Annotated in this window: 19 protein-coding genes; 9 read left to right on the forward strand and 10 right to left on the reverse strand. The window is 39.6% G+C overall.

What is annotated here, in order from left to right; all coding sequences use genetic code 11:
- Positions 1-172: 172 nt before the first annotated feature.
- The 4 genes from H5115_RS13815 (at position 173) to H5115_RS13830 (ending at position 4511) form a co-directional block, all read left to right on the forward strand.
- Entirely contained in the window at positions 173-1048 is an 876-nt protein-coding gene (locus H5115_RS13815) for a nuclease-related domain-containing protein (RefSeq protein WP_182755832.1), read from the forward strand.
- A 255-nt stretch (positions 1049-1303) separates the two neighbouring features.
- Positions 1304-1630, forward strand: coding sequence for a helix-turn-helix domain-containing protein (locus H5115_RS13820; protein ID WP_182755834.1), 327 nt, complete (start codon positions 1304-1306; stop codon positions 1628-1630).
- Entirely contained in the window at positions 1614-3002 is a 1389-nt protein-coding gene (locus tag H5115_RS13825) for a HipA domain-containing protein (RefSeq protein ID WP_182755836.1), read from the forward strand. Before H5115_RS13820 ends, H5115_RS13825 begins: the two co-directional genes overlap by 17 nt.
- 414 nt (positions 3003-3416) lie before the next feature.
- Positions 3417-4511 carry a Fic family protein gene (locus H5115_RS13830; RefSeq protein WP_182755838.1) on the forward strand — a complete coding sequence of 365 codons (1095 nt, stop codon included), beginning with the start codon at positions 3417-3419 and terminating at the stop codon, positions 4509-4511.
- A 173-nt stretch (positions 4512-4684) separates the two neighbouring features.
- On the opposite strand, the gene H5115_RS13835 is transcribed toward H5115_RS13830, so the two are convergent.
- The 5 genes from H5115_RS13835 to H5115_RS13855 form a co-directional block, all read right to left on the reverse strand.
- Positions 4685-5110 carry a type VII toxin-antitoxin system HepT family RNase toxin gene (locus H5115_RS13835; protein ID WP_002962076.1) on the reverse strand — a complete coding sequence of 142 codons (426 nt, stop codon included), beginning with the start codon at positions 5108-5110 and terminating at the stop codon, positions 4685-4687.
- Positions 5103-5492 carry a type VII toxin-antitoxin system MntA family adenylyltransferase antitoxin gene (locus tag H5115_RS13840; RefSeq protein WP_002962075.1) on the reverse strand — a complete coding sequence of 130 codons (390 nt, stop codon included), beginning with the start codon at positions 5490-5492 and terminating at the stop codon, positions 5103-5105. The genes H5115_RS13835 and H5115_RS13840 overlap by 8 nt, the downstream gene beginning before the upstream one ends.
- Positions 5493-5959: 467 nt before the next feature.
- Entirely contained in the window at positions 5960-7459 is a 1500-nt protein-coding gene (locus tag H5115_RS13845) for a DUF2235 domain-containing protein (RefSeq protein ID WP_182755840.1), read from the reverse strand.
- 95 nt (positions 7460-7554) lie between these two features.
- Positions 7555-9645, reverse strand: a complete 2091-nt coding sequence (locus H5115_RS13850; protein ID WP_182755842.1) for a cupric reductase — start codon at positions 9643-9645, stop codon at positions 7555-7557.
- A gap of 136 nt (positions 9646-9781) precedes the next feature.
- Positions 9782-11086 carry an NAD(P)/FAD-dependent oxidoreductase gene (locus tag H5115_RS13855; protein ID WP_002962796.1) on the reverse strand — a complete coding sequence of 435 codons (1305 nt, stop codon included), beginning with the start codon at positions 11084-11086 and terminating at the stop codon, positions 9782-9784.
- A 503-nt stretch (positions 11087-11589) separates the two neighbouring features.
- Here H5115_RS13855 and H5115_RS13860 point away from each other — a divergent pair.
- Both H5115_RS13860 and H5115_RS13865 read left to right on the forward strand, forming a co-directional pair.
- Positions 11590-13518 (forward strand): ATP-dependent DNA helicase RecQ, encoded by a 1929-nt coding sequence (locus tag H5115_RS13860; protein ID WP_182755844.1) that lies wholly within the window; start codon positions 11590-11592, stop codon positions 13516-13518.
- Between the two features lie 45 nt (positions 13519-13563).
- Positions 13564-13872, forward strand: coding sequence for a YkgJ family cysteine cluster protein (locus H5115_RS13865; protein ID WP_002962790.1), 309 nt, complete (start codon positions 13564-13566; stop codon positions 13870-13872).
- 72 nt (positions 13873-13944) lie between these two features.
- Here H5115_RS13865 and H5115_RS13870 read toward each other — a convergent pair whose 3' ends face one another.
- The 4 genes from H5115_RS13870 to H5115_RS13885 all read right to left on the reverse strand — a co-directional run bounded on the left by H5115_RS13870 (position 13945) and on the right by H5115_RS13885 (position 18158).
- On the reverse strand, positions 13945-15564 hold the full coding sequence (locus H5115_RS13870) for a methyl-accepting chemotaxis protein (RefSeq protein WP_182755846.1): 1620 nt from the start codon (positions 15562-15564) through the stop codon (positions 13945-13947).
- Between the two features lie 223 nt (positions 15565-15787).
- Positions 15788-16405, reverse strand: coding sequence for a glutathione S-transferase family protein (locus H5115_RS13875; RefSeq protein WP_002962787.1), 618 nt, complete (start codon positions 16403-16405; stop codon positions 15788-15790).
- Between the two features lie 50 nt (positions 16406-16455).
- A complete protein-coding gene (locus tag H5115_RS13880; protein ID WP_182755848.1) occupies positions 16456-17484 on the reverse strand; it encodes an NADP-dependent oxidoreductase in 1029 nt (342 codons plus the stop codon).
- Between the two features lie 173 nt (positions 17485-17657).
- Positions 17658-18158: a GNAT family N-acetyltransferase gene (locus H5115_RS13885; protein ID WP_149592729.1), complete on the reverse strand. Its 501-nt coding sequence runs from the start codon at positions 18156-18158 to the stop codon at positions 17658-17660.
- A gap of 149 nt (positions 18159-18307) precedes the next feature.
- Here H5115_RS13885 and H5115_RS13890 point away from each other — a divergent pair, with 149 nt between their 5' ends.
- On the forward strand, positions 18308-19513 hold the full coding sequence (locus tag H5115_RS13890) for an anhydro-N-acetylmuramic acid kinase (RefSeq protein ID WP_182755850.1): 1206 nt from the start codon (positions 18308-18310) through the stop codon (positions 19511-19513).
- 36 nt (positions 19514-19549) lie between these two features.
- On the opposite strand, the gene H5115_RS13895 is transcribed toward H5115_RS13890, so the two are convergent.
- A complete protein-coding gene (locus H5115_RS13895) occupies positions 19550-20035 on the reverse strand; it encodes a hypothetical protein (RefSeq protein WP_165722883.1) in 486 nt (161 codons plus the stop codon).
- A 696-nt stretch (positions 20036-20731) separates the two neighbouring features.
- Between H5115_RS13895 and H5115_RS13900 the strand changes: the two genes are divergently transcribed.
- Both H5115_RS13900 and H5115_RS13905 read left to right on the forward strand, forming a co-directional pair.
- Positions 20732-21229 carry a GNAT family N-acetyltransferase gene (locus H5115_RS13900; protein ID WP_002962781.1) on the forward strand — a complete coding sequence of 166 codons (498 nt, stop codon included), beginning with the start codon at positions 20732-20734 and terminating at the stop codon, positions 21227-21229.
- 158 nt (positions 21230-21387) lie between these two features.
- Positions 21388-21921, forward strand: coding sequence for a hypothetical protein (locus H5115_RS13905; protein ID WP_033022044.1), 534 nt, complete (start codon positions 21388-21390; stop codon positions 21919-21921).
- The last annotated feature ends 828 nt before the right edge of the window (positions 21922-22749 follow it).

Below are 22749 nucleotides of genomic sequence, written 5' to 3' on the forward strand. Positions count from 1 at the left end.
GGTTGCCATCGCCAACGCGATATAAGTAAATTATTTTAAAAGCTTCGCTTTTCGCGCGAGCAAGCTGGGCGCCTACAGGTGTTTAGGTGGGCTTTGTAGTGTGGGTTTGAATGATGCGACATGTACCTGTTTTTAAGGTATAAAGTAAACATTGTGATTATAGGAACTCATCATGGATGATTTATTAAACCAAGGTTTAAGCCTTTTATTTGTTATTGGTAGTGTTTATTCACTATTAGGTGTTTTGTTTTTCAAAATATGGCTTCATCAGAAAAATGCAAAACTACCTGTAGATCGTAAAAAGCTTAAACGTGTTGCAGCGCAGACACTTAATGAACAAGTTAATGATAAAGTTTTAGATGTAATAGGCTTAGTCTTTTTGTCTGCTTTGATAGTCACCATGCCTTTTGCTTTGAAAGGAATTGCTGAAATGTTTGCCAGCGGCAAGCTCAATTACTTTTTAATTATCGTGATTGCATTGGGACTAACGTATGTGGCACGAAAGCTTTGGGTTAAATCTAACGACTTAATAAAGCTAAAACTAGGACGTGATGCAGAATTAGCAGTTGCTTCAGAGCTTATAGAATTACAGTCACACGGTTATCAGGTATTTCATGATATACAAGCAGATGGTTTTAATATTGACCATTTAGTTGTTGGGCCAAATGGGATATTTGCTATTGAAACCAAAGGCAGACATAAACGAATAAAAGACGATACAAATTACAAAGTTAAATTTGAGAATAACCATTTAGCATTTCCTTCTTGGTTTGAAAGTAAGCCATTAGAGCAAGCTCAAAACCAAGCTAATTGGGTGAATAAATGGCTTTATGAATCTACCGGTTTTAATACTCCGGTTTTACCTGTTTTATGTTTTCCTGGTTGGTTTGTGGAACTAAAGCAGAGACCAACCTTTCCAATCGTTTCTCATAAACAAATAGTTAAAACTATCCTTTCAATGCGACAAGTTAGCTTAAATCAAGAGCAGCAGCGTGCTATTTGCTATCAAGTGGTGCAGCGAGCCTTAAACGATAGTAAGGCAATTTAAAAGCTTCGCTTTTCGCGCGAGCAAGCTGAGCGCCTACAGGTGTTTAGCTTGTCTATTAAGCTCAAAATGTCATTAACTTTCCATAAGTAACTTATGCTTTACTTATGGGGTTGTGTTTTATTTTACTTCCTATAAGTAAAGTAAGGTTTACTTATAGGCAGTAAATATACGTTCAAACTTAAAAGTAAGTTATATTTGACTTTTGGGTGGGCTACCCTAAAATAAATTGTATAAGTAAACTATAGTTGACCTTTAATGAGTGAATTACCAGCAAAAAAAACACTTGGAAGAGTTGTTAAACGCACTGAAATGCCTGATCTATCAAAGCCGTTTTCGTCGGTGCGGCTCGCTAAAGCGATTACTTCAAAGCGAACTGGCATGAAGCTTACATTGGTTGATGTATCGCAAGCACTTAATATTTCAAAGCCTACGCTGATAAAAATAGAAAAAGGTGATGTGAATGTGCAGTTTTTTAATGTACTCAAAGTGATGGAATACATGGGGCTGTCGTTTAGCCTTGTCAGTGATGACGAGTCGCACCACAATAACAAGGATGAGGTGAGCGATGCGCAGTGGTATTAAAAAAAATAGCTTAGATGTATTTATTGGGCATACGCAGAAGATAGGTGCGATAACTCTTGATATAGGCTCTGAAAATGAAATTGCATTTACCTATGAGCCTGAGTGGATTAATAAGGGTTTTGCTATTTCACCACACTTACCGCTCAATGGTGATTTTGACTCACGTGATGTGCGTAATTATTTACAAAACTTATTACCCGAGGGCAAAGGTCTTGATGAAATTATAAGTAGTACTACTATCTCTAAAAATAATACGTTTGGTTTGATTAAAGTAATTGGCGAGGAAACGTCAGGCGCTTTGTCGTTTAGAGCAAGTAACAGTACTTTAAAGCAAACATTTTTTCGTGAAGTAACTAATGATGAGCTAAGCCAAAAACTTAAACGCTTTGTACAAGTTGGAGAGCCAATTACTCATTGGGATGGCCGAACTCGGCTCTCTGTTGCTGGCGTTCAAGACAAACTAAACCTACTCGAAATCAATAATAAATTAGGATTTGGTGAAGGGGAGCTATGTTCTAATAAAATTTTTAAATTCGAAACAGGTACCGCGCCTTTCATTGCAGTAAATGAACTTTTTACCATGCTTTTGGCAAAAGAGTCGGGGCTCAATGTTCCCCATGTTGAGTTGCGCACTTATGCAGATGTAAGAGTATTTGTAATAGATCGCTTTGATAGGCGCGTTACACAAGATCAAAACCGTGTATTACGTCGTCATATTATTGATGGTTGCCAAGCCACTAATTTACCTCCTTCTTATAAATATGAGCGTCAGCATGGTGATGATGGGGATGGTATTTATATTCGAGATGGCGTTTCTTTTGCAAAACTATTTAATGTTAAAACAACGAATGTACAAGCGTATGAGGCTCAGCTTATTCGTTGGATGACATTTAATATTTTAGTACGTAATTACGATGCTCATGGCAAAAACATTAGTTTTTTTGTTGGTAAAAATGGTTTAGAGCTTACGCCGTTTTACGACTTGGTAAATATAGAGGCTATTATTGAGCAGGGAAGCATTGACCGTGATATGGGCTATTTACAGCCCAAAATATCAAGGTGTTATGCTATGTCAGTGGGTGAGCATAATTCGCAAAGTGCAGGCAATTTTACTAATGAGATTACAGCTTATATGTTAGCTGATTTTGCTGATGAATTTGCTATTTCACTACCACGGATGCAACTACTTATGAGTCAAACCGTTGACTCTGTATTAGCCGCAATTGATACTGCTAAAGTTTCTGCTGTTAAAAATAACTTGTCTACTGCTGAATTAGCACACATTGATTTGTGCATAAAAATAATTAATAAAGCTGCAAATAAGCTGAGTGAGCAAATAATACAACTACCAAATATGGATGCATTTATTTAAATATTAGAAAATAAATACACGTATTTTGAGTAAGTCATTCATATTTTGGTTGTCAGCATCAACGCGATATTTACAAATTAAAATTAAAAGCGCGAGATAAATTCCGGCTTACAATTTAAAAGCTACGCTTTTCGCGCGAGCAAGCTTCGCGCCTACAGATGTTTAGCTTGTCCTTATTTAAAAGCCAAAGCGCAATATAAAATCGCACCTACGCTTTTGTTAAGAGTGGTGTTTGCATTATTGTAGGTGAGGTTTTATACCTCGCATAAAAATACATTTTTTACCACAGGAAAGTGAATTACTGTTCAATGTAGCGCTTAAAAGTAATGAGGCAATTAACCCTGCTATTCGCCTCATTGCATGAGGCAAATAAATAACATAGACTGAAGCTAATTACCTTTAGGACTAAAGACTATGTGGATATGGCAACAGCAAAACTGGCCAAACTTTACGTGGGATGCTACAGCGCTTGCTCCTTTACTAAGGGATCTTTCATATAATCAAGGTTTACTAGTAGGGCGTATGGGCGTGCAAAGTGCTCAACAAAAGCAGCAAGCCCTTGATACCTTACTTGCAAATATTATTCACTCCAGTGCGATTGAGGGTGAAAAGCTTAATGCATTTTCGGTTCGCTCTTCTCTTGCTAAAAGGCTCAATATTAATGAGCAACCTTACCCAACAACAGTGCAAAGCGATAATCTTGCTGAGATTATGCTTGATGCAATAAATAACACAGACTCACCGCTTAATTTAGAGCGAGTGCTTCATTGGCATCGCTTATTGTTTGCAGGTGAGCAAAGCTTATTTACTAAAATTGAGGGCGGGCAATTGCGTGGTGACGAGCCAATGCAAGTGGTATCGGGGCGCTTAGATAAACCGGTATTACATTTTACGGCGCCTCCTAAAGAGCGAGTAAATAAAGAGCTTTCGCTATTTTTTAACTGGTTTAACAAAACGCAAAACGAACCTCAAATAGATCCTTTTATTCGGGCAGCTATCGCACATTTATGGTTTGTTACAATACATCCACTTGAGGATGGTAATGGGCGTATTACACGCCTTATAACCGACCTGGCATTAGCGCAAGAACATGCTGAGTCAATTCGATTTTACGCTATGTCGGTGGCTATTTTAGAAGACAGAAAAAGCTACTACGAGGTGCTTGAAGCCACTCAACGTGGAGATCTTTGTATTACAAAGTGGGTTAAATGGTTTTTATGTACGCTTAATAATGCGATACACCATACGCTTAATAATATTGAGCAAACAATTTTTAAAACCAATTACTGGGCAAGTAAAGATCAAACAAAGCTAGGTGAGCAGCAAGTAAAAGTGCTTAATAAGTTACTTGATGGCCAATTTGAACAGGGTATTAGTGCGAGTCAGTATCAAAAGGTAGCTAAGGTTAGCCGTGCAACCGCAACACGCCATTTATCGGACTTGCAAACGCTTGGATTTTTAACGAAAACCGCCGCAGGTGGGCGTAGTACACGTTACAAAATTGCCTAATGAGGCAATTATACATATTATTCGCCTCACTATGTGAGGCGAATAGGTATTTGAATTGTTGTAGGGGAGGTTTTATACCTCGCGGGTGTTTTTATAAGAACAAAGCGCGATGTAAAATCGCACCTACGGTTTTGTTCAGTGCAGTGGTTTAATTATTGTAGGTGAGGTTTTATCTATGAATCTTTGTTTAGCTCTGTAATCGCTTTAATACTAAATGCGTGCATAGTTGTGTAGTGTTGCTTTTTAATGATTGTTTTAACGATACTTTGGTCAATATTTAAGTAATCGTGAACAAGAGCATTTCGTAAGCCTATAATTTTACGCCATGACAGTAGTTCTGCCTCGCTCAAAAAGCCCAAATTAGTAAGTTCGCTAAATGTTTGATAGGCGTTGCTACTGGTACTACTTTTGTGCTGCTTTAGCCAATGCTTTGATAAACCAATACACACCTCGGTCATTAACTGTAGTAATCGCTCTGCAGCTCGGTAGTCTCTACTATTAAGTGAATCGATTTGACTGAGTTCGTCGAGTTCTTGCATATATTCGTCAATATGGCGTGTTACTTCACTTAAATAAAGTGTAATTCCGGTATCAGTCATGTTTACTCGCTATGGTTTCAAATTCGAACTGGCTATATATACGCTGCTGCTCTTTCATCGCTCTAACACTATTATTGCTTATAATTATTTTTCCATATTCAATAACGTTGAAAGCTAAATAACTTGGAATAATATTTATATCAACAATCGAAATAAGTTGTTCGTTAAGATTAAGTGCATTACTTATTTCAAGCTCAAGCTCTTTTGGCCTAAGGCGCTTATCGAACGATTCCAGATCAAAGTTTTTAAATGCTATGGCTAAGTCAATGTCACTATGAGGCTGAGCTGTCCCTTTTGCATGGGAGCCATATAGCCAAACTACATCAATGTCGGTGTTTTGATGTAAATACTCAATTATTTTTTGTATAACTTCATTTGCCACGAAAAAGTAACCATTGATAAAAACAGTAATAATAACCTATCAGTTTTATAGTGAACATTAAAACTGATATTTGTTTTATTTAATTTAAAAGCTTCGCTTTTCGCGCGAGCAAGCTTTGCGCCTTGTATCTACAGGTGTTTAGGCGGGCTTTGTAGTGTTGATTGTGGTGTTTGAATTATTGTAGGTGAGGTTTTATACCTCGCATGGTGTTTTTTATAATGCCAAAGCGCGATGTAAAATCGCACCTACGGGTTTGTTGAGTGTGGTGTTTGAGTTGTTGTAGGTGAGGTTTTATACCTCGCATGGTGTTTTTATAAAGCCAAAGCGCGATGTAAAATCGCACCTACGGGTTTGTTCAGTGCAGTGGTTTAATTGTTGTAGGGGAGGTTTTATACCTCGCGGGTGTTTTTATAAGAACAAAGCGCGATGTAAATTCCAGCCTACAATTTAAAAGCTTCGGTTTCCTCTTATTCCAATCGCGTTACTTTTACTTTTATTTTACCTGCATTAGCGCCATAAAAGCGGCTTAGGTCGTTTGCGAATGGGCAAAACTCGCCAGATTTATCCATTTTAATGTCGGCGCCGTTGGCTATTTCAAAAAGGTGGTCGTCGTTTTTATTTATAGCACCAATAAGTGAAAACCATTGTGCGCGAGGGAATCGTCTAAATGGTTCAAGCACAGCCATTGGGATTTCTTTTACGCCAAGTTGTACGTTATCGCGGTTCCAGCCTAATGGCGTGCACTTTATGCCATCGTCAAACCAGTATTGATTTGGGTATGGGGTAAAGCGGTACGTAGCGCCTTGCTCTAGCATAAGGCCGGTTGCGTTGTATTGCTCTGAGGCAAATACCATTACATCTTGGCTTTGGTTAATGCTCAGCACATTCATGTTTTGATTAGCCAGCTCTATATGTTGGCTTAAACCAATAAAGCTAAGTGTGGTGTTGTCGTTGTAGCTAATTTTGTAATGCAGTTTTTTTAGCGATTCTGGGCGGTAACTGGTTAGCTTATTAATGCGTTCGGCTACGCTGTAGTGCACTAAAGGCTCAAGGTTGCTGGCTTCGTCATCAATTAATACATAGCACTGCCTATCTACTAATTTAAAAAATGGGTTAAACCAAAAGTAATTTTGTTGATGGCTTAATGCGAGCGGATCGGGCGTTACGGTTACGTCATCTTGTGCTACTAAGTTGCTATCGGGGAGTAGGGTTTCGTAATCTATATCGTGGCTAGTGAGTAACGAAATATTAAGCGGTTGCTCTATTAACCACTCAAGTGCGTAGCGCAAGCAAATATCGGCTAGGCCATCGCGGTAGTAACCGCCGCCAATGTCTGAATGCGCTCCTGCAAACCATAGCTCGGTAATATTGCTTTGATGGTTCATGAGTGTGGGTTCAAAGGCGCGGCGTTTTTCATCAAGGGCTACGCAGTGCAGCGCGTGAGTAATGTTGTTGGCAATGGTGTGGTTTTCAAAAATAACGTGCTCTGCGCCGCGTGTAGCTTTACTTACTTTTGATAAGCCAATAGAGGCGACAGTATCAAACACACATACGTAAACATTATCAGCAATTAAAGGCTCTAGGATTTTGGCAAAACGCCTAGCGAGTGCACCGCCTCGGCTAAAACCCGTTAGCAGTATGGTATCACCTATTAGGTAGTGAGCTTTAAAGTCGCTTAATGCTTGATTTAAGATACTGGCTACGTCGTCGCCACGAGGTGCAAGGGTTTGGTTTAAAATGCGTTTAAGGCGGCTGCCTTTAGTGCCAATACCTTGATAATAAAAACTGAGTTGGTTAGCAAAAGGAGTAATGGGGGAGTCTTCTAATTTACCGCCAAGCAGTAAATGCAATTTTAGAATGTTGGTAATATTAGAGTCTTCTTTAAAATGCTCTGAGCTAAATTGCTCTGCATCACGGGGCTCGTTTCCTGTGCCGTCAAAGTTAAGAATTAGCGTTTTACCCGTCATAACCCAATTTCCTTAGTTGTTTTAAATACTCTACACAGACAATGTTAAAAATTAAAGACAATATTCATCAAGTAATGGCTCGCCTGTTATGTAGATCAGTGATTATTAAAAATATAGTGATTTAGCTCTGTGCCCTCAGCGGGTTTTAGTGCAGGGTTAAGTTGTACTAACTGCTGATAAACTTCAGGATAAAATGTTTTTAATCGGGCAACGCGAGAAAAGTGGTTTGGTTCAAATTTTTCTACAAGCTGCAACGCTAAAGGGACCATTGGGCTCAACTCACCTTGGGTGTAGCTTTGTTCTAGCGCTAAGTCGAGTATATCTACGCCAAGTTTACTGGGAACAGTCGGTATTTTATTATCAATTAGAAATTGGACTACTTCGACAGAAGATGATGCAGCTTGTATATAAACGTCGCGTCCACGTATATCGGTAATCGAAAAATCAAAACCAAGTTGTGCAAGTTCTTGCCATTTTTTTAGTGGAAACCAGCTTAGTCTAACCAAATCCTTTGGAGGGACGGGTAGTGTTCGGCTATTCCAAATAGGAACTAAGTCATATGGATTTTCAAGTAACCTAATAAATAGCACGTTTGTTTCTGTTTGGTTTAGTGGAGTTGTTTGGCTGTATTCAAGTGCTTTTTTAAATTCTTTTTTAGCTAAATACTCACGAAATACATTATCGCTTCTATCTGAAGAGGTACGACCGGCAAGAGTGTTCCACCAATAATTCACTAAAACAGGGTCTATATCTTGTAATACGTCTTCAAAGTTGCTGCCATATTCTTTTTCAATTTCGCGAACTTTTGCGTAAGCGTCTCTATCTTGTATGAGCTTTTGGGCTGCAAATAGCTCCTTTGGTAGTTGACTACAATTGCTTGAGTATGAATCTAGTTCTTCTTTTTTAAGTTGTATTTCTTGTAAAAATTGAGATATTTCAGAACTATCTGGCTCAGTTACTTGTGGCAATGTGGCGTTGTCTATTTTACCAATAGGGCTAAAGTAAGCATATTGCTCAGGGTTTTCCTGCCCATTAATATAGGCGCCTTGCTGGTAAATAAAATCACTTACAAAAGAAACGCCTTTGCCATTTAGGTCGTCATTAGCATTGCCGCTATGAGCTTTATAGCCCTGCTCTGTGAGGTAGTCCAACATTTGAGTATGCTTTGCATCTAAAGGGGCTGGCGTTAAGTTACCACTTTTAGGCAGGTTTACTATTGCAACATCTAAACCAGTAAATAAGCCAGGCCGATTGGTTGGTGTTACGCCTAGTTGTTGTAGTGCTTTTACAAGCGGTAAATTAAACTGGCTTACGGCAATATCAGCCATGTTATACAAAACAGAATTTTCTTCGTACAGCGGCATAGCATCCAGTGCCGGCACCTGCTTCATAAGTGCAAAAATATACTCATTAGGAATGTTGTTTTTAATTGCAGTAGCTAACTCATTAACTGTAAATTGGTTAGTTGAAATTGCCTGCTCAAACTCTTTTGGCGTAAATTTATTTGCATTAAGCACAAACAATGTCGCCGGGGAAATAACTTCACTGCCCTCAAGTTTAATAAACGTTTTAGAGTAAGTGGTAAATGTATCAGTGTTGTTTAATAAAGCATAAAGGGTTTCTTTTTGTACATTTTCATCAAGGGGTACACTCAGAGTCAGTCCTGAAGGGCTATGTTTATTATCTCCAAGCTGTTGAATCATTTCTTTTACTTTTTCATTGGTGAAGCCTTTAATTGCCTCAATGCCTTGCCAATTAGCTAATTCGTCTAAAGAGCTAGTAATACTAAGCTGCTGCTTTTGCTCAGCAACTATGGCATCTCTTAAAAAGGCAATATATTGACGCTTATAGATTCCTGATAGGGTTGCATACTTTAAAAGCGTGGGGACCGACGTCCCTTTTTTAAGCTCACTCACAAAAAATGAAACAAGCGATTGGTTTAAATTATTTATTTTTATATGTTGTTGCTGTGATTGATCTCTACAAAGGCGAATATCTTTTTTTAGATCTGTGACTATTCTTAGCGGTGTGCCTTCTACGGGCTGCTTTTTATTAACTAAATTAGGCTCAGTGGCATTTGGTGCAGCCACGTTGGTCTGCTCTACAGCGGCTGTGTTAGGCTGGGTTTTAAATAGATATACTGCCAAAGCCGCTATAATTATAAGTCCGAGAAGTCGCTTTTTCATAACCGCCAATCCTTTGATGTTATTAAAATATTCTCACATCGTACTACTTTAGGTACGCAAAGTGCAAAAAGCCTTAAGAGATAATACTTATTAACTCTTGAAGCTTTTTAGTGGTTTGCTGAGCGTACTTAATTTATTAGTGCAACTTCATTTTAGGGCGCACTACACGCAGCACTTTTTCGCTTATCCATAATGCAAAGGTTTTTGCGCTACCGTGTATGGCGCGTTGGTGCATACGGTATAAAGATATATACATAAAGCGGGCAATTTTACCTTCAATAAAAAAGGTATTGCTGGTTAGATTGCCCATTAAGTTACCTACAGTGCTGTAGCTTGATAAGTTAACAAGTGAGCCATGGTCGCTGTATTTAAAGCCGCGCAGTGGTTGCTGCTTTAGCGTTGCGATTAGATTTTTTTCGACGCACTGCGCCATTTGATGCGCCGATTGTGCGCGTGGTGGTACTTGCTTACCGTCGGCTTGGGTAAATGCGCAGCAATCGCCTAATACAAAAATGCTTTCGTCTACGGTGCTTTGTAAAAACTCGTTTACTTGAATTTGGTTGCTGCGCGTCAGCTCAAAAATACCTAAGTCTTTAATAAAATCAGGTGCTTTTACGCCTGCTGCCCACACCATAATATCGGCATCAATGTGTTCTTCGTCTTTGGTGATAAAGCCTTGTGCGGTGCCTTCTTTTACTTGTGTTTGCTCGCGCACGTTTACGCCAAGTTTTAATAGCTCACGTTTTGCACTTACGGCAATACGCTCAGGTAATGCTGGTAAAATACGTGGTCCGGCTTCTATTAAATGAATATGCAAACGCTTAGACGACATATTTGTTAAGCCATAAAGTTTTAATAGTTCAGACACATGATAAAGCTCAGCTGAGAGTTCAACACCGGTAGCACCGCCGCCTACAATGGCAATATTAAGTGATTGCTGTTGGTTATCGTCTTGGTGAAGGCGTGTAAAGCTGTCGAGTAATGAATGCTGAAAGCGCTCTGCTTGTTGGTTTGAGTCTAAAAAGTAGCAGTGATCTTTTATACCTGGGGTATTAAAGTCGTTACTTACGCTGCCAATGGCAATTACTAGGTGGTCGTAGCGCACGGTGCGCTCGGGTAAAATTGTGTGGCCTAGCTCATCTAAAAGTGGTGCAAGGGTAACTGTTTTATTGCTTTGATCTATATTGCAAAAAGTACCAAGTTGAAAGTTATAGTGGTGTTTTGCAGCATGGGCTGAATACACAACGCCATCTAAATCGGGGTCAATAGAGCCTGTCGCTACTTCGTGCAGTAACGGCTTCCATATGTGGGTACGGTTTTTGTCTATTAGTAGAATTTCAGCTTGTTTTTTCTTTCCTAATTTATGACCTAATTGCGTTGCGAGTTCTAATCCGCCAGCACCACCGCCAATAACGACGATTTTAGGTGTAGTAATATTCATAACGTTGCCCTCAAAAATAATATACCCAAGTGATCTGTATTTTTATTAGTTTTTTAAGATGACTTGGGTATCAATAAATTATTTTGGCAACAAGCAGTTACTACTCATTTTATAGTGCTCTAGTTTGCGCTTAAATAAAGGTGATGTCAGCAATAAATAATGTTATTTGTTGTATACTTATACCCAAACCGTCTCAATATGCAGAATTCAGCGTTTCACAGGGGCTTAATATCAAGGCGTTACTTTGCAAGAATGGCAGCCCCCTTTTAAGAAGTAACAACGATGAGAGTAAGTGCCTGTGAAACGCCCAATGGGTTGGTTTAAAAGCGATTTATACTGCGTTATTGATTTTAACAATAGAACCACTATTATTTGCAATCAATGCCTTGCCTAAATCGCTTTTAACTCCAACTGAAACTCTCATCTTGAGATGGTTTGGGTATACATGCAAATATTTCATCTACACCAAGCATGACTATTGTTTAGCCATCAAAAGGACATTTATGACCACGCCACTAATTCAATCACTTGAGCAGCACTTTGGTTTTAGCCAATTTAGAACAGGGCAACAACAAACTATAGAGCAGCTTTTAAATGGTCAATCGTCGTTGGCTATATTTCCGACCGGCTCGGGTAAATCGTTGTGCTATCAATTAACTGCGTTGCATTTACCAAACTTAACGTTAGTGGTTTCGCCTTTACTTGCATTGATGAAAGATCAAATTAGCTTTTTAAATAGCAAAGGTATTTACGCGGCAAGCCTTGATTCGAGCCAAGATCAAATGCAAAGCAGCACCGTAATGAATGATGTGCGAAATGGTAAAATTAAAGTGCTAATGGTGTCGGTTGAGCGCTTTAAAAACGAGCGTTTTAGAGAGTTTATAAGCCAAGTGGCGCTTTCGATGTTAGTGGTAGACGAAGCGCACTGTATATCTGAATGGGGCCATAACTTTAGACCCGACTACCTTAAACTGCCACGTTACCGCGAAGAGCTTAATATTCCTTTAGTATTGCTGCTTACGGCAACGGCGACTAAAAAAGTTAAACGCGATATGGCAGAGCGATTTGCTATATCGCCTGAGTGCATTGTGCAAACGGGCTTTTATCGCGCCAATTTAGATTTAAGTGTGTTGAGCGTTAAAACCGCCGATAAAAACACCGAGCTTACCAACATTGTGCTTGCGCAAAATGGCCCTGGTATTGTGTATGTAACGCTACAGCAAAGCGCCGAGCAAGTTGCTAATGTGCTAAGTGCACAAGGTGTGCACGCGGTGGCGTATCATGCGGGGCTTGAAGATACGCTACGCTGGCAAATTCAAGATGATTTTATGGCGGGTAAAATTAACGTAGTGGTGGCAACCATTGCCTTTGGTATGGGCGTTGATAAATCGGATATTCGCTTTGTTATACATTATGATTTACCAAAATCGATTGAAAACTACAGCCAAGAAATTGGCCGAGCAGGGCGCGATGGCAATCCATCAAACTGCTACACCCTTGCCAATTTAGATGGGCTAAATACGGTTGAAAACTTTGTGTACGGCGATACTCCCGAGCTTAGCGGCATTGAATACGTAATTAACGATATTCGCCAAAGCCACCAGCAATGGGAAATGCAAGAATACAGTCTTTCAAGCGAAAGTAATATTAGGCAGCTAGCGCTAAAAACCTTGCTGGTACAACTAGAAATGCAAGGCGCAATAACGCCGCAGTATGCCTACTACGCTGATTTTAAATATAAATTTTTGGTTGATAAAAACGAGCTACTTAGCCAGTTTGACGAGCAACGCCAAGCATTTTTAACACAAATATTTAGCCATACCGATTTTAAAAAAATATGGGGCACGCTAAATTTTGACTCCCTTACGCAAGCCGCGCAGGTTGATCGAAAACGCGTAGTGGCAGCCCTTAATTACCTAGCCGAAAAAAACCTAATAACGCTCGAAACCAAACGTATTACCCAAGTATACAAAGTGCATAGCGAGGTTATAAATAACCCAGAACTTGCCCAGCAACTACATGACTACTTTAGTGATAAAGAACAAGCCGAAATTAAACGTATTGCTGCACTGGTACGCTTTTTTGAGCTACAAAGTTGCTTAAGCTATAACTTAGCGCGCTATTTTGACGATCAAAATGCACCACAGCAATGTGGGCATTGTAGTGTGTGTAGAGGTCATGCGGTTAAGCTTGAATACTCTATAGAGCCTGCATATGTTGAGGAGCAACTTATTTATCAAAAGGTGGATGAGTTTTTAGCGCATATGGCAGACAAAGGTAATCATAATGTGGGTATTGAAACCCAATGCCGCTTTTTAGCGGGGATGAGTGTGCCATTATTTGCGCGTAATAAAGTGCGCCAATTGAGTGGTTTTGCACTGTGCGAGCAAATGCGTTACAGCGATATTAAAGCAAAACTACTAGCGCGTTAAATTAGTTACTGTATCCTAGTGGCTTATTCAAAAAAGTAATCCACTATGCCTCATATTGTTATTCCTGTTGAAAATATTTCTACTACCCCAGAGCCTGTTACGTGTGCTAACTGCCAAGCCTGTTGTTGCCAATTAGAAGTGCGCATAGTAACCGACACCGGCGTGCCTTTTAACTACATTGAATACGATAAATGGGGCAGCGAAGTAATGAAACGCGCTGACGACGGTTGGTGCCAAGCACTCGACCGCAACACGCTTATGTGCTCCATTTACGAAAACCGCCCATTAGTTTGCCGCGAGTTTGAAATGGCCTCAGACGAGTGTATTACCGAGCGCGATTTAGCGGGTATATAGTCCGCTATTATTAAAGTACATAAACAACAAAGGGACTTAAAAGCCCCTTTGTTTATTACTTACTATAAAAAATTAAACTTTAAAGTAGCTAATATACTTTTTAAGCGTGTTTGAAAGGTCAGCTAATGCAACGGCTTCTTGTGCGTTACTGTTAAGCGACATGCTGGTTTCTTTAGACATACTGGCAATTTCTTCAACGCCGGTACTAATTTGCGCCACGGTGGCTACTTGGTTTGATGTTGATTCAACAATTTCAAGCACGTTACTTAATGAGTCGTTAGCTTGTTGCTGTATTTGATGCAGTAACTCGTTTGCCTCATGGGTAAGCGTTAGGCCATTTTCTACTTGCGGTACTGTGGTTTCCATAGCTGTTACCGACGCTTGTGTGTTTTCTTGTACTTGCAAAATCATCTTTTCAATGTCGCCTGTTGCATCACCAGTACGCTGGGCAAGTTGCCTTACCTCGTCAGCAACAACAGCAAACCCTCGGCCTGTTTCGCCAGCTCTTGCAGCTTCTATTGCCGCATTTAGTGCAAGCAAGTTTGTTTGATCAGAAATACTGCGGATCACACTTAAAATATCGCCAATGTGTTTTACATGTTCTTGCAAAACATTTACTTGGGTAACGGTGGCTTTTACGGTTACTGAAATTTGCTCAATTTCCGCCGCTACTTTTTGCACTGCAATACTACCTTGCTGCGATAATTGTGCGGTTATTTTTGAGTTATCTTCTGTTTGTTTAACAGAGCCTGCAACAGCATGAATACTGCGGCTCATTTTTTCTAAGCTGCTTACTGCCGAGTTTGTATAAGTTACTTGTGCGTCAGCGGCACTAAGTGCTTGCTGCGAGCCAGACGCTACGCTTGCAGAGTGAGTAGAAAGCTCTTCAGATGAGTTAATAATGCTATCTACAATGGTTTTTAATTTAGATTGCATAACCCCTACAGAAGCCATCATGCTATTTGGGCAACACGACTGAACATCACCTCTTAAATCGCCTTGGGCAATAAGGGCAATTACTTCGGCGGCTTCTTGTGGTTCGCCACCTACTGACTTTCTGATCAGTTGGCTAATAACATACGCAACGCTTGCACCTATTAAAATTGCAAGCGCGGTGAGCGAAATCATCCAAATTTCAAATGAACTGGCAATATCGAGAGTATCAATAGTAGTGGTTTGATTTGCTTGCTCTTGCAGGTTTATAAATTGGTTTATAACATTTAGCCACAGGGTAAACGCAGGGCGCGCATCGGTTAATAAAATGCGTTTAGCTTCGTTTAGGTTTCCTGCATTTTTAGCGTTTATTACACCTTGAATAAAAGGCTGAGTGCGCTGCTCTATTTGATTTATTTTATTAATTAAAGCGCGCTCTTCACTATTCATATCACCCATTAGCTTAGCCATAGCGCGGCTTGACGTTTGGTAAAATGCGTTTAGCTCTTGTATGTTATTTAACACGGTACTTAAACTGCTTTGCTCGGTAATTAGCACTACGTCGCGCACGGCTATTGCTCTGTCATGTACGCTGCCTCTGAAGTTAATTGCGTAACGTTGCTTTACCGAATTTACGTCGGTCATGTGGGTAATATTATTATTAATAAGGCTAACGCGCGAAATTCCAATAATGGTTAAAATAAGCATCATTGATAAAATTACACCAAATCCGGTCGTTAAACGCATGTTTATGGTCATGGTTGATCCCAAGTGTGAGTCAATACGCGCAAGAGCAGCTTGTATTATTAGTGAAAATACTTAAACAATAGCAGCATTATGCCTTATTAATTAAAGTTTTATTAGCAATAAGGTGGGTGGTTGTTAATTTAGTTTACAAGCGTAACTTTGGCGGGGCATATTTTACAGGCATTAAAAAAGGGGCTAAATGCCCCTAGTGTTATATAAAATATTATATAAAGGTTTAGTCGTACTTTGCTTCTAGCTCATTAGCTGTATGAAACTTCTCATGGCTTTGTAATTGCTCGTCGTATTTAACGAGGTTTTTAAAGTGCGCTAATTGACCTGAGTTTTTAACTATTTCAACAATAAACGACATCATAAAGTCAGCGCCCGTTAGGGTATCGCCCACTAAATAACGTTTACCTTCTAGGCGGTCGTTAAAGTAGCTAATTACTTTGGCTGTTTCAGCGTCGGCATAGCCTTCTAAAAACTGCGTTTTAGCGCCGTCTTTTAGTACAAACATTTTAAGTAAAAGCGGTAAAATTGCTGAGCTTTCTGCAAAGTGCAGCCATTGCTGGTAGTCAACATATTCAGCGGTATCTACTTTTGGAGCAAATTTGCCGTTGCCGTATTTAGAAATAAGGTAGTCGGTAATAGCGCCTGATTCAGCAATAATTAAACCGCCATCTTCAATTACCGGTGACTTACCAAGTTGATGAATATGCTTTAGTTCGTCAGGTGCTAGGAATGTGTCTTTATTACGCTGATAAGCCACAATTTCGTAGTCAACATCTAGCTCTTCTAAAAGCCAAATTATACGTTTAGAGCGGGATTTATTTAAATGGTGTAGTTTAATCATGTCAGTCCTTTTGTGGCTTGTAAGGGCTTTGCCTTACAAGCCGTATAAAATTAAAGTGGGTTATTAATTTTAACCACAGTTTTACCAAAGTTTTTACCGGATATCATATCGTTGAACGCGTCTACTGTATTTTCGATGCCTTCTACCATGTGCTCCCGGTATTGAATTTTTCCGTCTTGTAGCCATTTTTGCATGTCTTGTGCAAACTCGTCGTAACGGTCGCCGTAATCATCAAAAATGATAAAGCCTTGCATTTTAATACGCTTAGTAAGCAATTGGCCCATTAGCATACCTAAACGGTCTGGGCCTTCTGGTAAGCTAGTTGCGTTATATTGCGATACTAAACCACACAATGGTACGCGCGCTGCTGTATTTAGTAATGGTAATACGGCGTCGAATACTTTACCGCCCACATTTTCGTAATAAACATCTATGCCGTTATCACACGCTTTTTCTAGTTGGTCTGCAAAGTCATCAGCTTTGTGGTCAATACAGGCATCAAACCCTAGTTTTTCAACGGCGTGTGCACATTTTTCGCTACCACCAGCAACACCGACTACTTTACAGCCTTTAATTTTAGCTATTTGACCAACCGTTGCACCTACTGGGCCTGTTGCTGCTGCAACAACTACGGTTTCGCCTTCTTTAGGCTGGCCAATATCAAGTAAACCCATGTAAGCAGTAAAGCCAGGCATACCCATAATACCTAATGCGTATGAAGGGTTTGCAGGCTCTTTACCTAACTGCATTAAGCCTTCGCCGTCGGTAATGGCGTAGTCTTGCCAACCTGTGTAGGCAAGTACCCACTCGCCTTCGCTAAACTTATCGTTTTTAGACTCTTCTATTTGGCACACGGTTGCGCCAACCATTACATCGCCAATATTAACTGGATCTGCGTACGACTTAGCATCGCTCATACGACCACGCATATACGGGTCTAGCGATAGGTATATAGTGCGTAGTAAAACTTCGCCATCTTTTAATGCAGGAAGCTCTACCGTTTTAAGTTCAAAGTTTTTTTCGTTCGGAGCGCCATTAGGGCGTGATGCTAAAGTAAGTTGACGACTAGTTGCAGACATAAAAATCTCCTCTTAAAGTGAATGTACTTAGCGAATGTTTATGCGTTAAATTAATATCTAACCTAAACAATAATGCGCGCTAAGCAGTGTAAATATATATTTTTACCTCAATACATTAGCTTTGGGCGAGGTACTGGTAATTCAAGCTTTGCAGAGTATTTATTCTAAATGGTTTATTTTAGCTTGCTAAAAATATGGCTATTGTAAAATACGCCGTTTTTATAAATAGCCTGTTTAAGTACAGCCTCTTGCTCAAAACCACTTTTAATAAGTGCTTTCATTGAGCCGGTATTACCAGCAAACACTGCACCAAAAATTCTGTTTAAGTGTGAGCTTGCAAACGCTTCATTGCATATAAGTTCAATAGCGCGAGTAATAATGCCTTGCCCCCAATAGGCTTTATTTAGCCAATAACCAATTTCGCCACTGTGGCTGTATTCAAATTCGCCGGGAGTTACACCAATACAGCCCGCAAACTGCCCATTTACAACAATGGCCTTAGCCGTTGCATCAATTACGCCGTTTTTTGAGCCTTGGTTTATCCACCAATCAGCATCGGCTTGTGTATACGGAAACGGAATTTTTGACGATAGAAAACGCGTTACCTGTTCATCATTTAAGGTGTTAATAATAAAAGGCGCGTCTTGGGCTTTAAACTCTCTGAGGGTGATCATATTTTTTCATAAATTTTTAGTATGCACACTAACTTAGCAATCATTTAAGAGTTAAACAATCAGAACCTAAATTAAACGGTTTACGGCTATTACTTTGTTTTAAAGTCCTCTAATATAAGCAAAATATTACACCTATTTTAGATGCCATTATGCACCCTCACATTAAAGCGCTTTATAACAGCGCCCTAAAACCAAGCCGTTTAATTATTGGTTTAATGAGCGGCACCTCGTTGGATGGGCTTGATGTTGCACTGTGTAAAGTAACGGGCGCGGGCTTAAATACTCACATTGAGGTTTTAAATTTTACCACCGTTGACTACAACGACGATTATAAAACTAAAATAAAGCAGGTATTTGCTAAGCGAGAATGCGATTTAGAACTTGTTACTTTATTGCACCCGTGGGTAGGTAAACTCCATGGCGATATGGTTAACCAGTGCTTACATACTTGGCAAATAAACCCGGCAAGTATTGATGTAATAGCAAGTCACGGGCAAACCATTTACCACTGCCCGCATTCGCAGCATAACCACAAAAGCTTTACTAATGGCACCTTACAAATTGGCGATAGTGACCAGATAGCCGTTACTACGGGTATTACTACCATTGGTGATTTTAGGCAAAAACACATAGCCGCAGGAGGCGAGGGCGCACCGCTTGCTGTGTATGGCGATTATTTGTATTTTTCGAGCGCTGCTGAGAGTCGGGTTTTGCTAAATATGGGCGGCATAGCTAACTTAACGTTTTTACCCAAAAATGGTGATGCAAACGGTGTGTTTAGCTCCGACATTGGCCCCGGTAATACCATTATGGATGCCTACGTACAGCAACATTTTAAAGATATGCATTATGACGATGGCGCAAAAATAGCAAAAGCAGGCAAGGTAAATACACCATTATTAAATGCATTATGTAATAACGCATTTTTTAAACTTCCAATGCCTAAAACTACAGGGCCAGAGGTATTTAACTTAGCGTATTTAAACGCCGCACAGCAGCTTACAAATACACACCATTTAAGTCATGAAGATGTAATGGCCACCTTAAATACCTTTACTGCAACAGCTATAGCAAATGCATTAAACGAGTGTGCAGAGCGCGAACAAAATTGTGTGGTGTATGCAAGTGGTGGGGGTATTCATAATCCATTACTAATGGCGCAACTTACAGCGCTTTGCCCAGGTATTAAGGCTTTTAAAAATACCGACGATTTAGGTATAAATCCCGATGCAAAAGAGGCTGTGTTATTTGCTATTTTAGCAAACGAATGCCTAGCCGGAGAGCAGCAACACCTAAGTAATACCGCGCAGGGTATCGCTGGAGTTACTATGGGTAAAGTAAGTTTTGCAGACTAATAACTTATAAGTCGCGTAATTTAAGTGCAGCCAGCATTAAAACAGCGATAAAAACGTAGAACCCATGCTCGCAAAGTAGCTACGAACGCCCTGTGACTTGGTATGTTCAGTTTTTATTTGCTCAGGAATATAGCCTTGCTCAAATGCTTTAATGTACACATCGAGTTGCTGGCTTTCTTTTAAAGTCGTGTTTTTTCCATGCAGCATCATTTGCACTACAAAACACTGGCTTTGTGTAATGTTACTTAAAGTAAGGTTTACAGTACCAGATTCAAGGTCTGCATTGCTCAGCGTTTTTTCAGTAAAATACTGCGCCCCTCGCGCACTGGGCTGCGTTGCACTTAGTGAAATAACATCGCTCTCATTTGCGCCATCAGGCAACACACACTGCAGCGTAATGTTATGCGCAGCATTGGCTTTTAGCGATAGCTTTTCATATTCCATAGCGTGGCTCATCGCCGCAGACATAGAATCATCAAATGATTGCTGTGCAAATGTTAGTTGCACTAAGGGTGTACTCATCTTACTTAATCTTCTTGAGTCTATTCATTTATCGGATAGAGATTATCGCGGATCAAAGTTACAGATTTATGACTAATTGCATTATTTAGTACAATTATTGAGTAGTTTGATCAAAGAGGATCTTTTTGTTCTTTCTCATTCGGTTTTGGAATGGTTTGTCACACATCTGGAATGAAGAGCCATATGTGGCAATGCTTGTAGCGATGGTGCTTCCGTTCCTTATTTGGGTTCTTTTCATAGGGACAGAATTTTGTTGTTAGGCATAAACTAAGTAAACAGAGATTCCCAACTAAAATTCCATACTTTATCTTTTTTGATTTAATACTGTATGGATAGCGGTTTATTGTTGTACCTCATATTAATAGAGCGGTATTAGCGGCCAAGATAAATGTCGCAATGCAAATGTTCTAAAGCGGTTATGAGCGAAAACCAGTTATTGAGATTGGCTAAATATAGTAGTTAATTGATTGGTCAAACTGCTTTTTGCGCATATATTCATGAAAATGAGCTGCACGTGGATATTAATCTATTTAACTTAACTCAAATATTTTAGAAAACTTAGTGATAGTAATACCTTAGGTTATTTGCTAAAACTATATAAAGTAGATAAATGAGCGTTATGTCGGCAGAAATATGAGTGATGAGCGTACTATTAAATTGCTAGGTGTTCGGCAGATCTTACAGTAGGGATATAACTTGAAAATTAGACACTTAGAAGAATTTGATCATAAAGATCTTCATAATATTTATAGCTTTACGGAAGTAATGGCAAATACATCACAACTTCCTTTTTTGAGCTCTTCGCAAGTTTCAAATCTCTTTTCAGCATCAAATCAATACACGTTAGTCGCAGAAGTTGATGGCAAGGTGGTTGGACACGTGACGCTATTCCTAACGGATAAAGTTCGGGATAAGCATACTGCTTCTATTGCCATCGCTGTTCACCCTGAAAGTCACGGACAAGGTGTCGGAAAAGCCTTGATGCATGAAGCAATCAATCAAGCTGATAATTGGCTTAATTTAGTTCGTGTTGAATTAGAGGTTCATGCTGATAATCTTTCAGCCAAAGCTCTGTATGAAAAGGTAGGCTTTGAAACTGAGGGCATTAAGCGTTTGAGTACATTCAAAAGTGGACGGTATATAGATATGGTTATCATGTCCAGAATCAGCCCTGCACATGGAATGAACGCATAACAAAGCGTTTAAGGCAGATTCGCAACGCATGGCATTCTTGGTTCAAACGAGTTTTGTGTTTACGGTGTAATGGTTTAGGTTAGACGTAGGCGTCGCTCACTACTTAACGCGGCGTTATGTTGTTTTGCAAGTTAGTAGGAATTTTTAAAGGGAATTGAATGAAATTTTTCAAACTTACAGTGATAATATTATTTGCTTTAATTATTGGTGCAGCACTGTCATACCAGAAAATCATCTCAGACATATTGATACCGCAGTATGTTGACTGGGCTTATGAAACTGAAAGAAAAGGCTCGGAGTCAGGAATTCCGCTAAATTCACGAGAATTAGCTTTGGCAGCTGATATAGGAATTCAAAAACCAGAGAAAGTTAGGATTGTACATGTTGAAGAAGTACCGTTTCCATACGAAAACTTCGCTCTAAAAACACTAGGTGAAGCACTAGGTTTTATTGGTGAAGGTATTACTAATAATGCTCAGGCTTTCGGGTATTCTATTTATGTTCGTAATGGATATGAGCTCAATAGGCCAAAATTGGCTCATGAATTGGTTCATGTGCTACAAATCGAAAGATCTAGTCTTGACCAAGTGATAACTCAGCACTTCTCTGACATAGCTGAATTTGGTTATGACAAAGCACCTTTAGAAGTCGAGGCTTTTAAAGCAAATAAACAGTATGCAGCTGATTGGTAATTAAACGTTGAAAAATCACATTAAGTCGGTCGCAAGCTCCCTGGGACAGTAACACGTGGACTCAGTCGCTTCGCTCCAAATTTTAGCCCACGTGTTATTGCCCCTAAGCGGGATGTTAGTGTTCAAGGAGGTTTCAGCTGAGAGTCAAGGCTAGCAAAAAGTTAAAAGCTGAAATGTTCAAAAGAGTTTTGATCGCTTTAGTACTTTTTGGAATCGGAGTTTATATTCTAGGTTCACCTGATGGAGTTTGCTTTGAGATATTATCTCGCGATCTCTGTAACTCCAAAGAGAAAGCTGTAGTTTTTCATTGGATACTGTTTTTTGATTCTCTTTTACTCGCATATCTTATGTTGCCGTTTTTTTACTTAGGCGCTATGAAATTCATTATTAAAGCAAAGAACATTAACAAGAAAATCAATAAGGACTAAAAACAGTGGGCTTTTGCTCCTGCGTCGCCTATTTTAGTCAACAATTTTTGGGTCAAAAGAGTCAAATTTTGACTTCATACATCAAGGTTTGCCAGTGCCTGCCGATGTCGCACTAGCGAAGTTTGCCAGAGTACGCCTATCAAATTAACTATATCCTTAAACCTTTAATGTACTTGAGTGGCTAGCAACGTACGGTTATCCCTTCCAGCGTTAATTGAGAAATAAGCTCAATTCCAGCATTGAATGGGAAATATTCCAAATTCCTATTGGAAATTCACTTATCAAAGCCTCGCCTTATATGAAACCCTGCTCCAAGCTTAAATGAGAAAGAACATAAGTGAGGTTGTTTTAGCTGTTTAGAGGTTATATTTAGAACCTCTCTTAGTGTTATGGTAATACT

Source organism: Pseudoalteromonas sp. SR44-2 (assembly GCF_014163745.1).
In the GTDB taxonomy this organism is placed as follows: Bacteria; Pseudomonadota; Gammaproteobacteria; order Enterobacterales; family Alteromonadaceae; genus Pseudoalteromonas; species Pseudoalteromonas distincta.

What these genes read in the sequence shown, in the direction of transcription:
- H5115_RS13815 (WP_182755832.1), top strand. Translation starts at nt 173, where the DNA reads ATGGATGATTTATTAAACCAAGGTTTAAGCCTTTTATTTGTTATTGGT.
- H5115_RS13820 (WP_182755834.1), top strand. Translation starts at nt 1,304, where the DNA reads ATGAGTGAATTACCAGCAAAAAAAACACTTGGAAGAGTTGTTAAACGC.
- H5115_RS13825 (WP_182755836.1), top strand. Translation starts at nt 1,614, where the DNA reads ATGCGCAGTGGTATTAAAAAAAATAGCTTAGATGTATTTATTGGGCAT.
- H5115_RS13830 (WP_182755838.1), top strand. Translation starts at nt 3,417, where the DNA reads ATGTGGATATGGCAACAGCAAAACTGGCCAAACTTTACGTGGGATGCT.
- H5115_RS13835 (WP_002962076.1), bottom strand. Translation starts at nt 5,110, where the DNA reads ATGACTGATACCGGAATTACACTTTATTTAAGTGAAGTAACACGCCAT.
- H5115_RS13845 (WP_182755840.1), bottom strand. Translation starts at nt 7,459, where the DNA reads ATGACGGGTAAAACGCTAATTCTTAACTTTGACGGCACAGGAAACGAG.
- H5115_RS13850 (WP_182755842.1), bottom strand. Translation starts at nt 9,645, where the DNA reads ATGAAAAAGCGACTTCTCGGACTTATAATTATAGCGGCTTTGGCAGTA.
- H5115_RS13855 (WP_002962796.1), bottom strand. Translation starts at nt 11,086, where the DNA reads ATGAATATTACTACACCTAAAATCGTCGTTATTGGCGGTGGTGCTGGC.
- H5115_RS13860 (WP_182755844.1), top strand. Translation starts at nt 11,590, where the DNA reads ATGACCACGCCACTAATTCAATCACTTGAGCAGCACTTTGGTTTTAGC.
- H5115_RS13865 (WP_002962790.1), top strand. Translation starts at nt 13,564, where the DNA reads ATGCCTCATATTGTTATTCCTGTTGAAAATATTTCTACTACCCCAGAG.
- H5115_RS13870 (WP_182755846.1), bottom strand. Translation starts at nt 15,564, where the DNA reads ATGACCATAAACATGCGTTTAACGACCGGATTTGGTGTAATTTTATCA.
- H5115_RS13875 (WP_002962787.1), bottom strand. Translation starts at nt 16,405, where the DNA reads ATGATTAAACTACACCATTTAAATAAATCCCGCTCTAAACGTATAATT.
- H5115_RS13880 (WP_182755848.1), bottom strand. Translation starts at nt 17,484, where the DNA reads ATGTCTGCAACTAGTCGTCAACTTACTTTAGCATCACGCCCTAATGGC.
- H5115_RS13885 (WP_149592729.1), bottom strand. Translation starts at nt 18,158, where the DNA reads ATGATCACCCTCAGAGAGTTTAAAGCCCAAGACGCGCCTTTTATTATT.
- H5115_RS13890 (WP_182755850.1), top strand. Translation starts at nt 18,308, where the DNA reads ATGCACCCTCACATTAAAGCGCTTTATAACAGCGCCCTAAAACCAAGC.
- H5115_RS13895 (WP_165722883.1), bottom strand. Translation starts at nt 20,035, where the DNA reads ATGAGTACACCCTTAGTGCAACTAACATTTGCACAGCAATCATTTGAT.
- H5115_RS13905 (WP_033022044.1), top strand. Translation starts at nt 21,388, where the DNA reads ATGAAATTTTTCAAACTTACAGTGATAATATTATTTGCTTTAATTATT.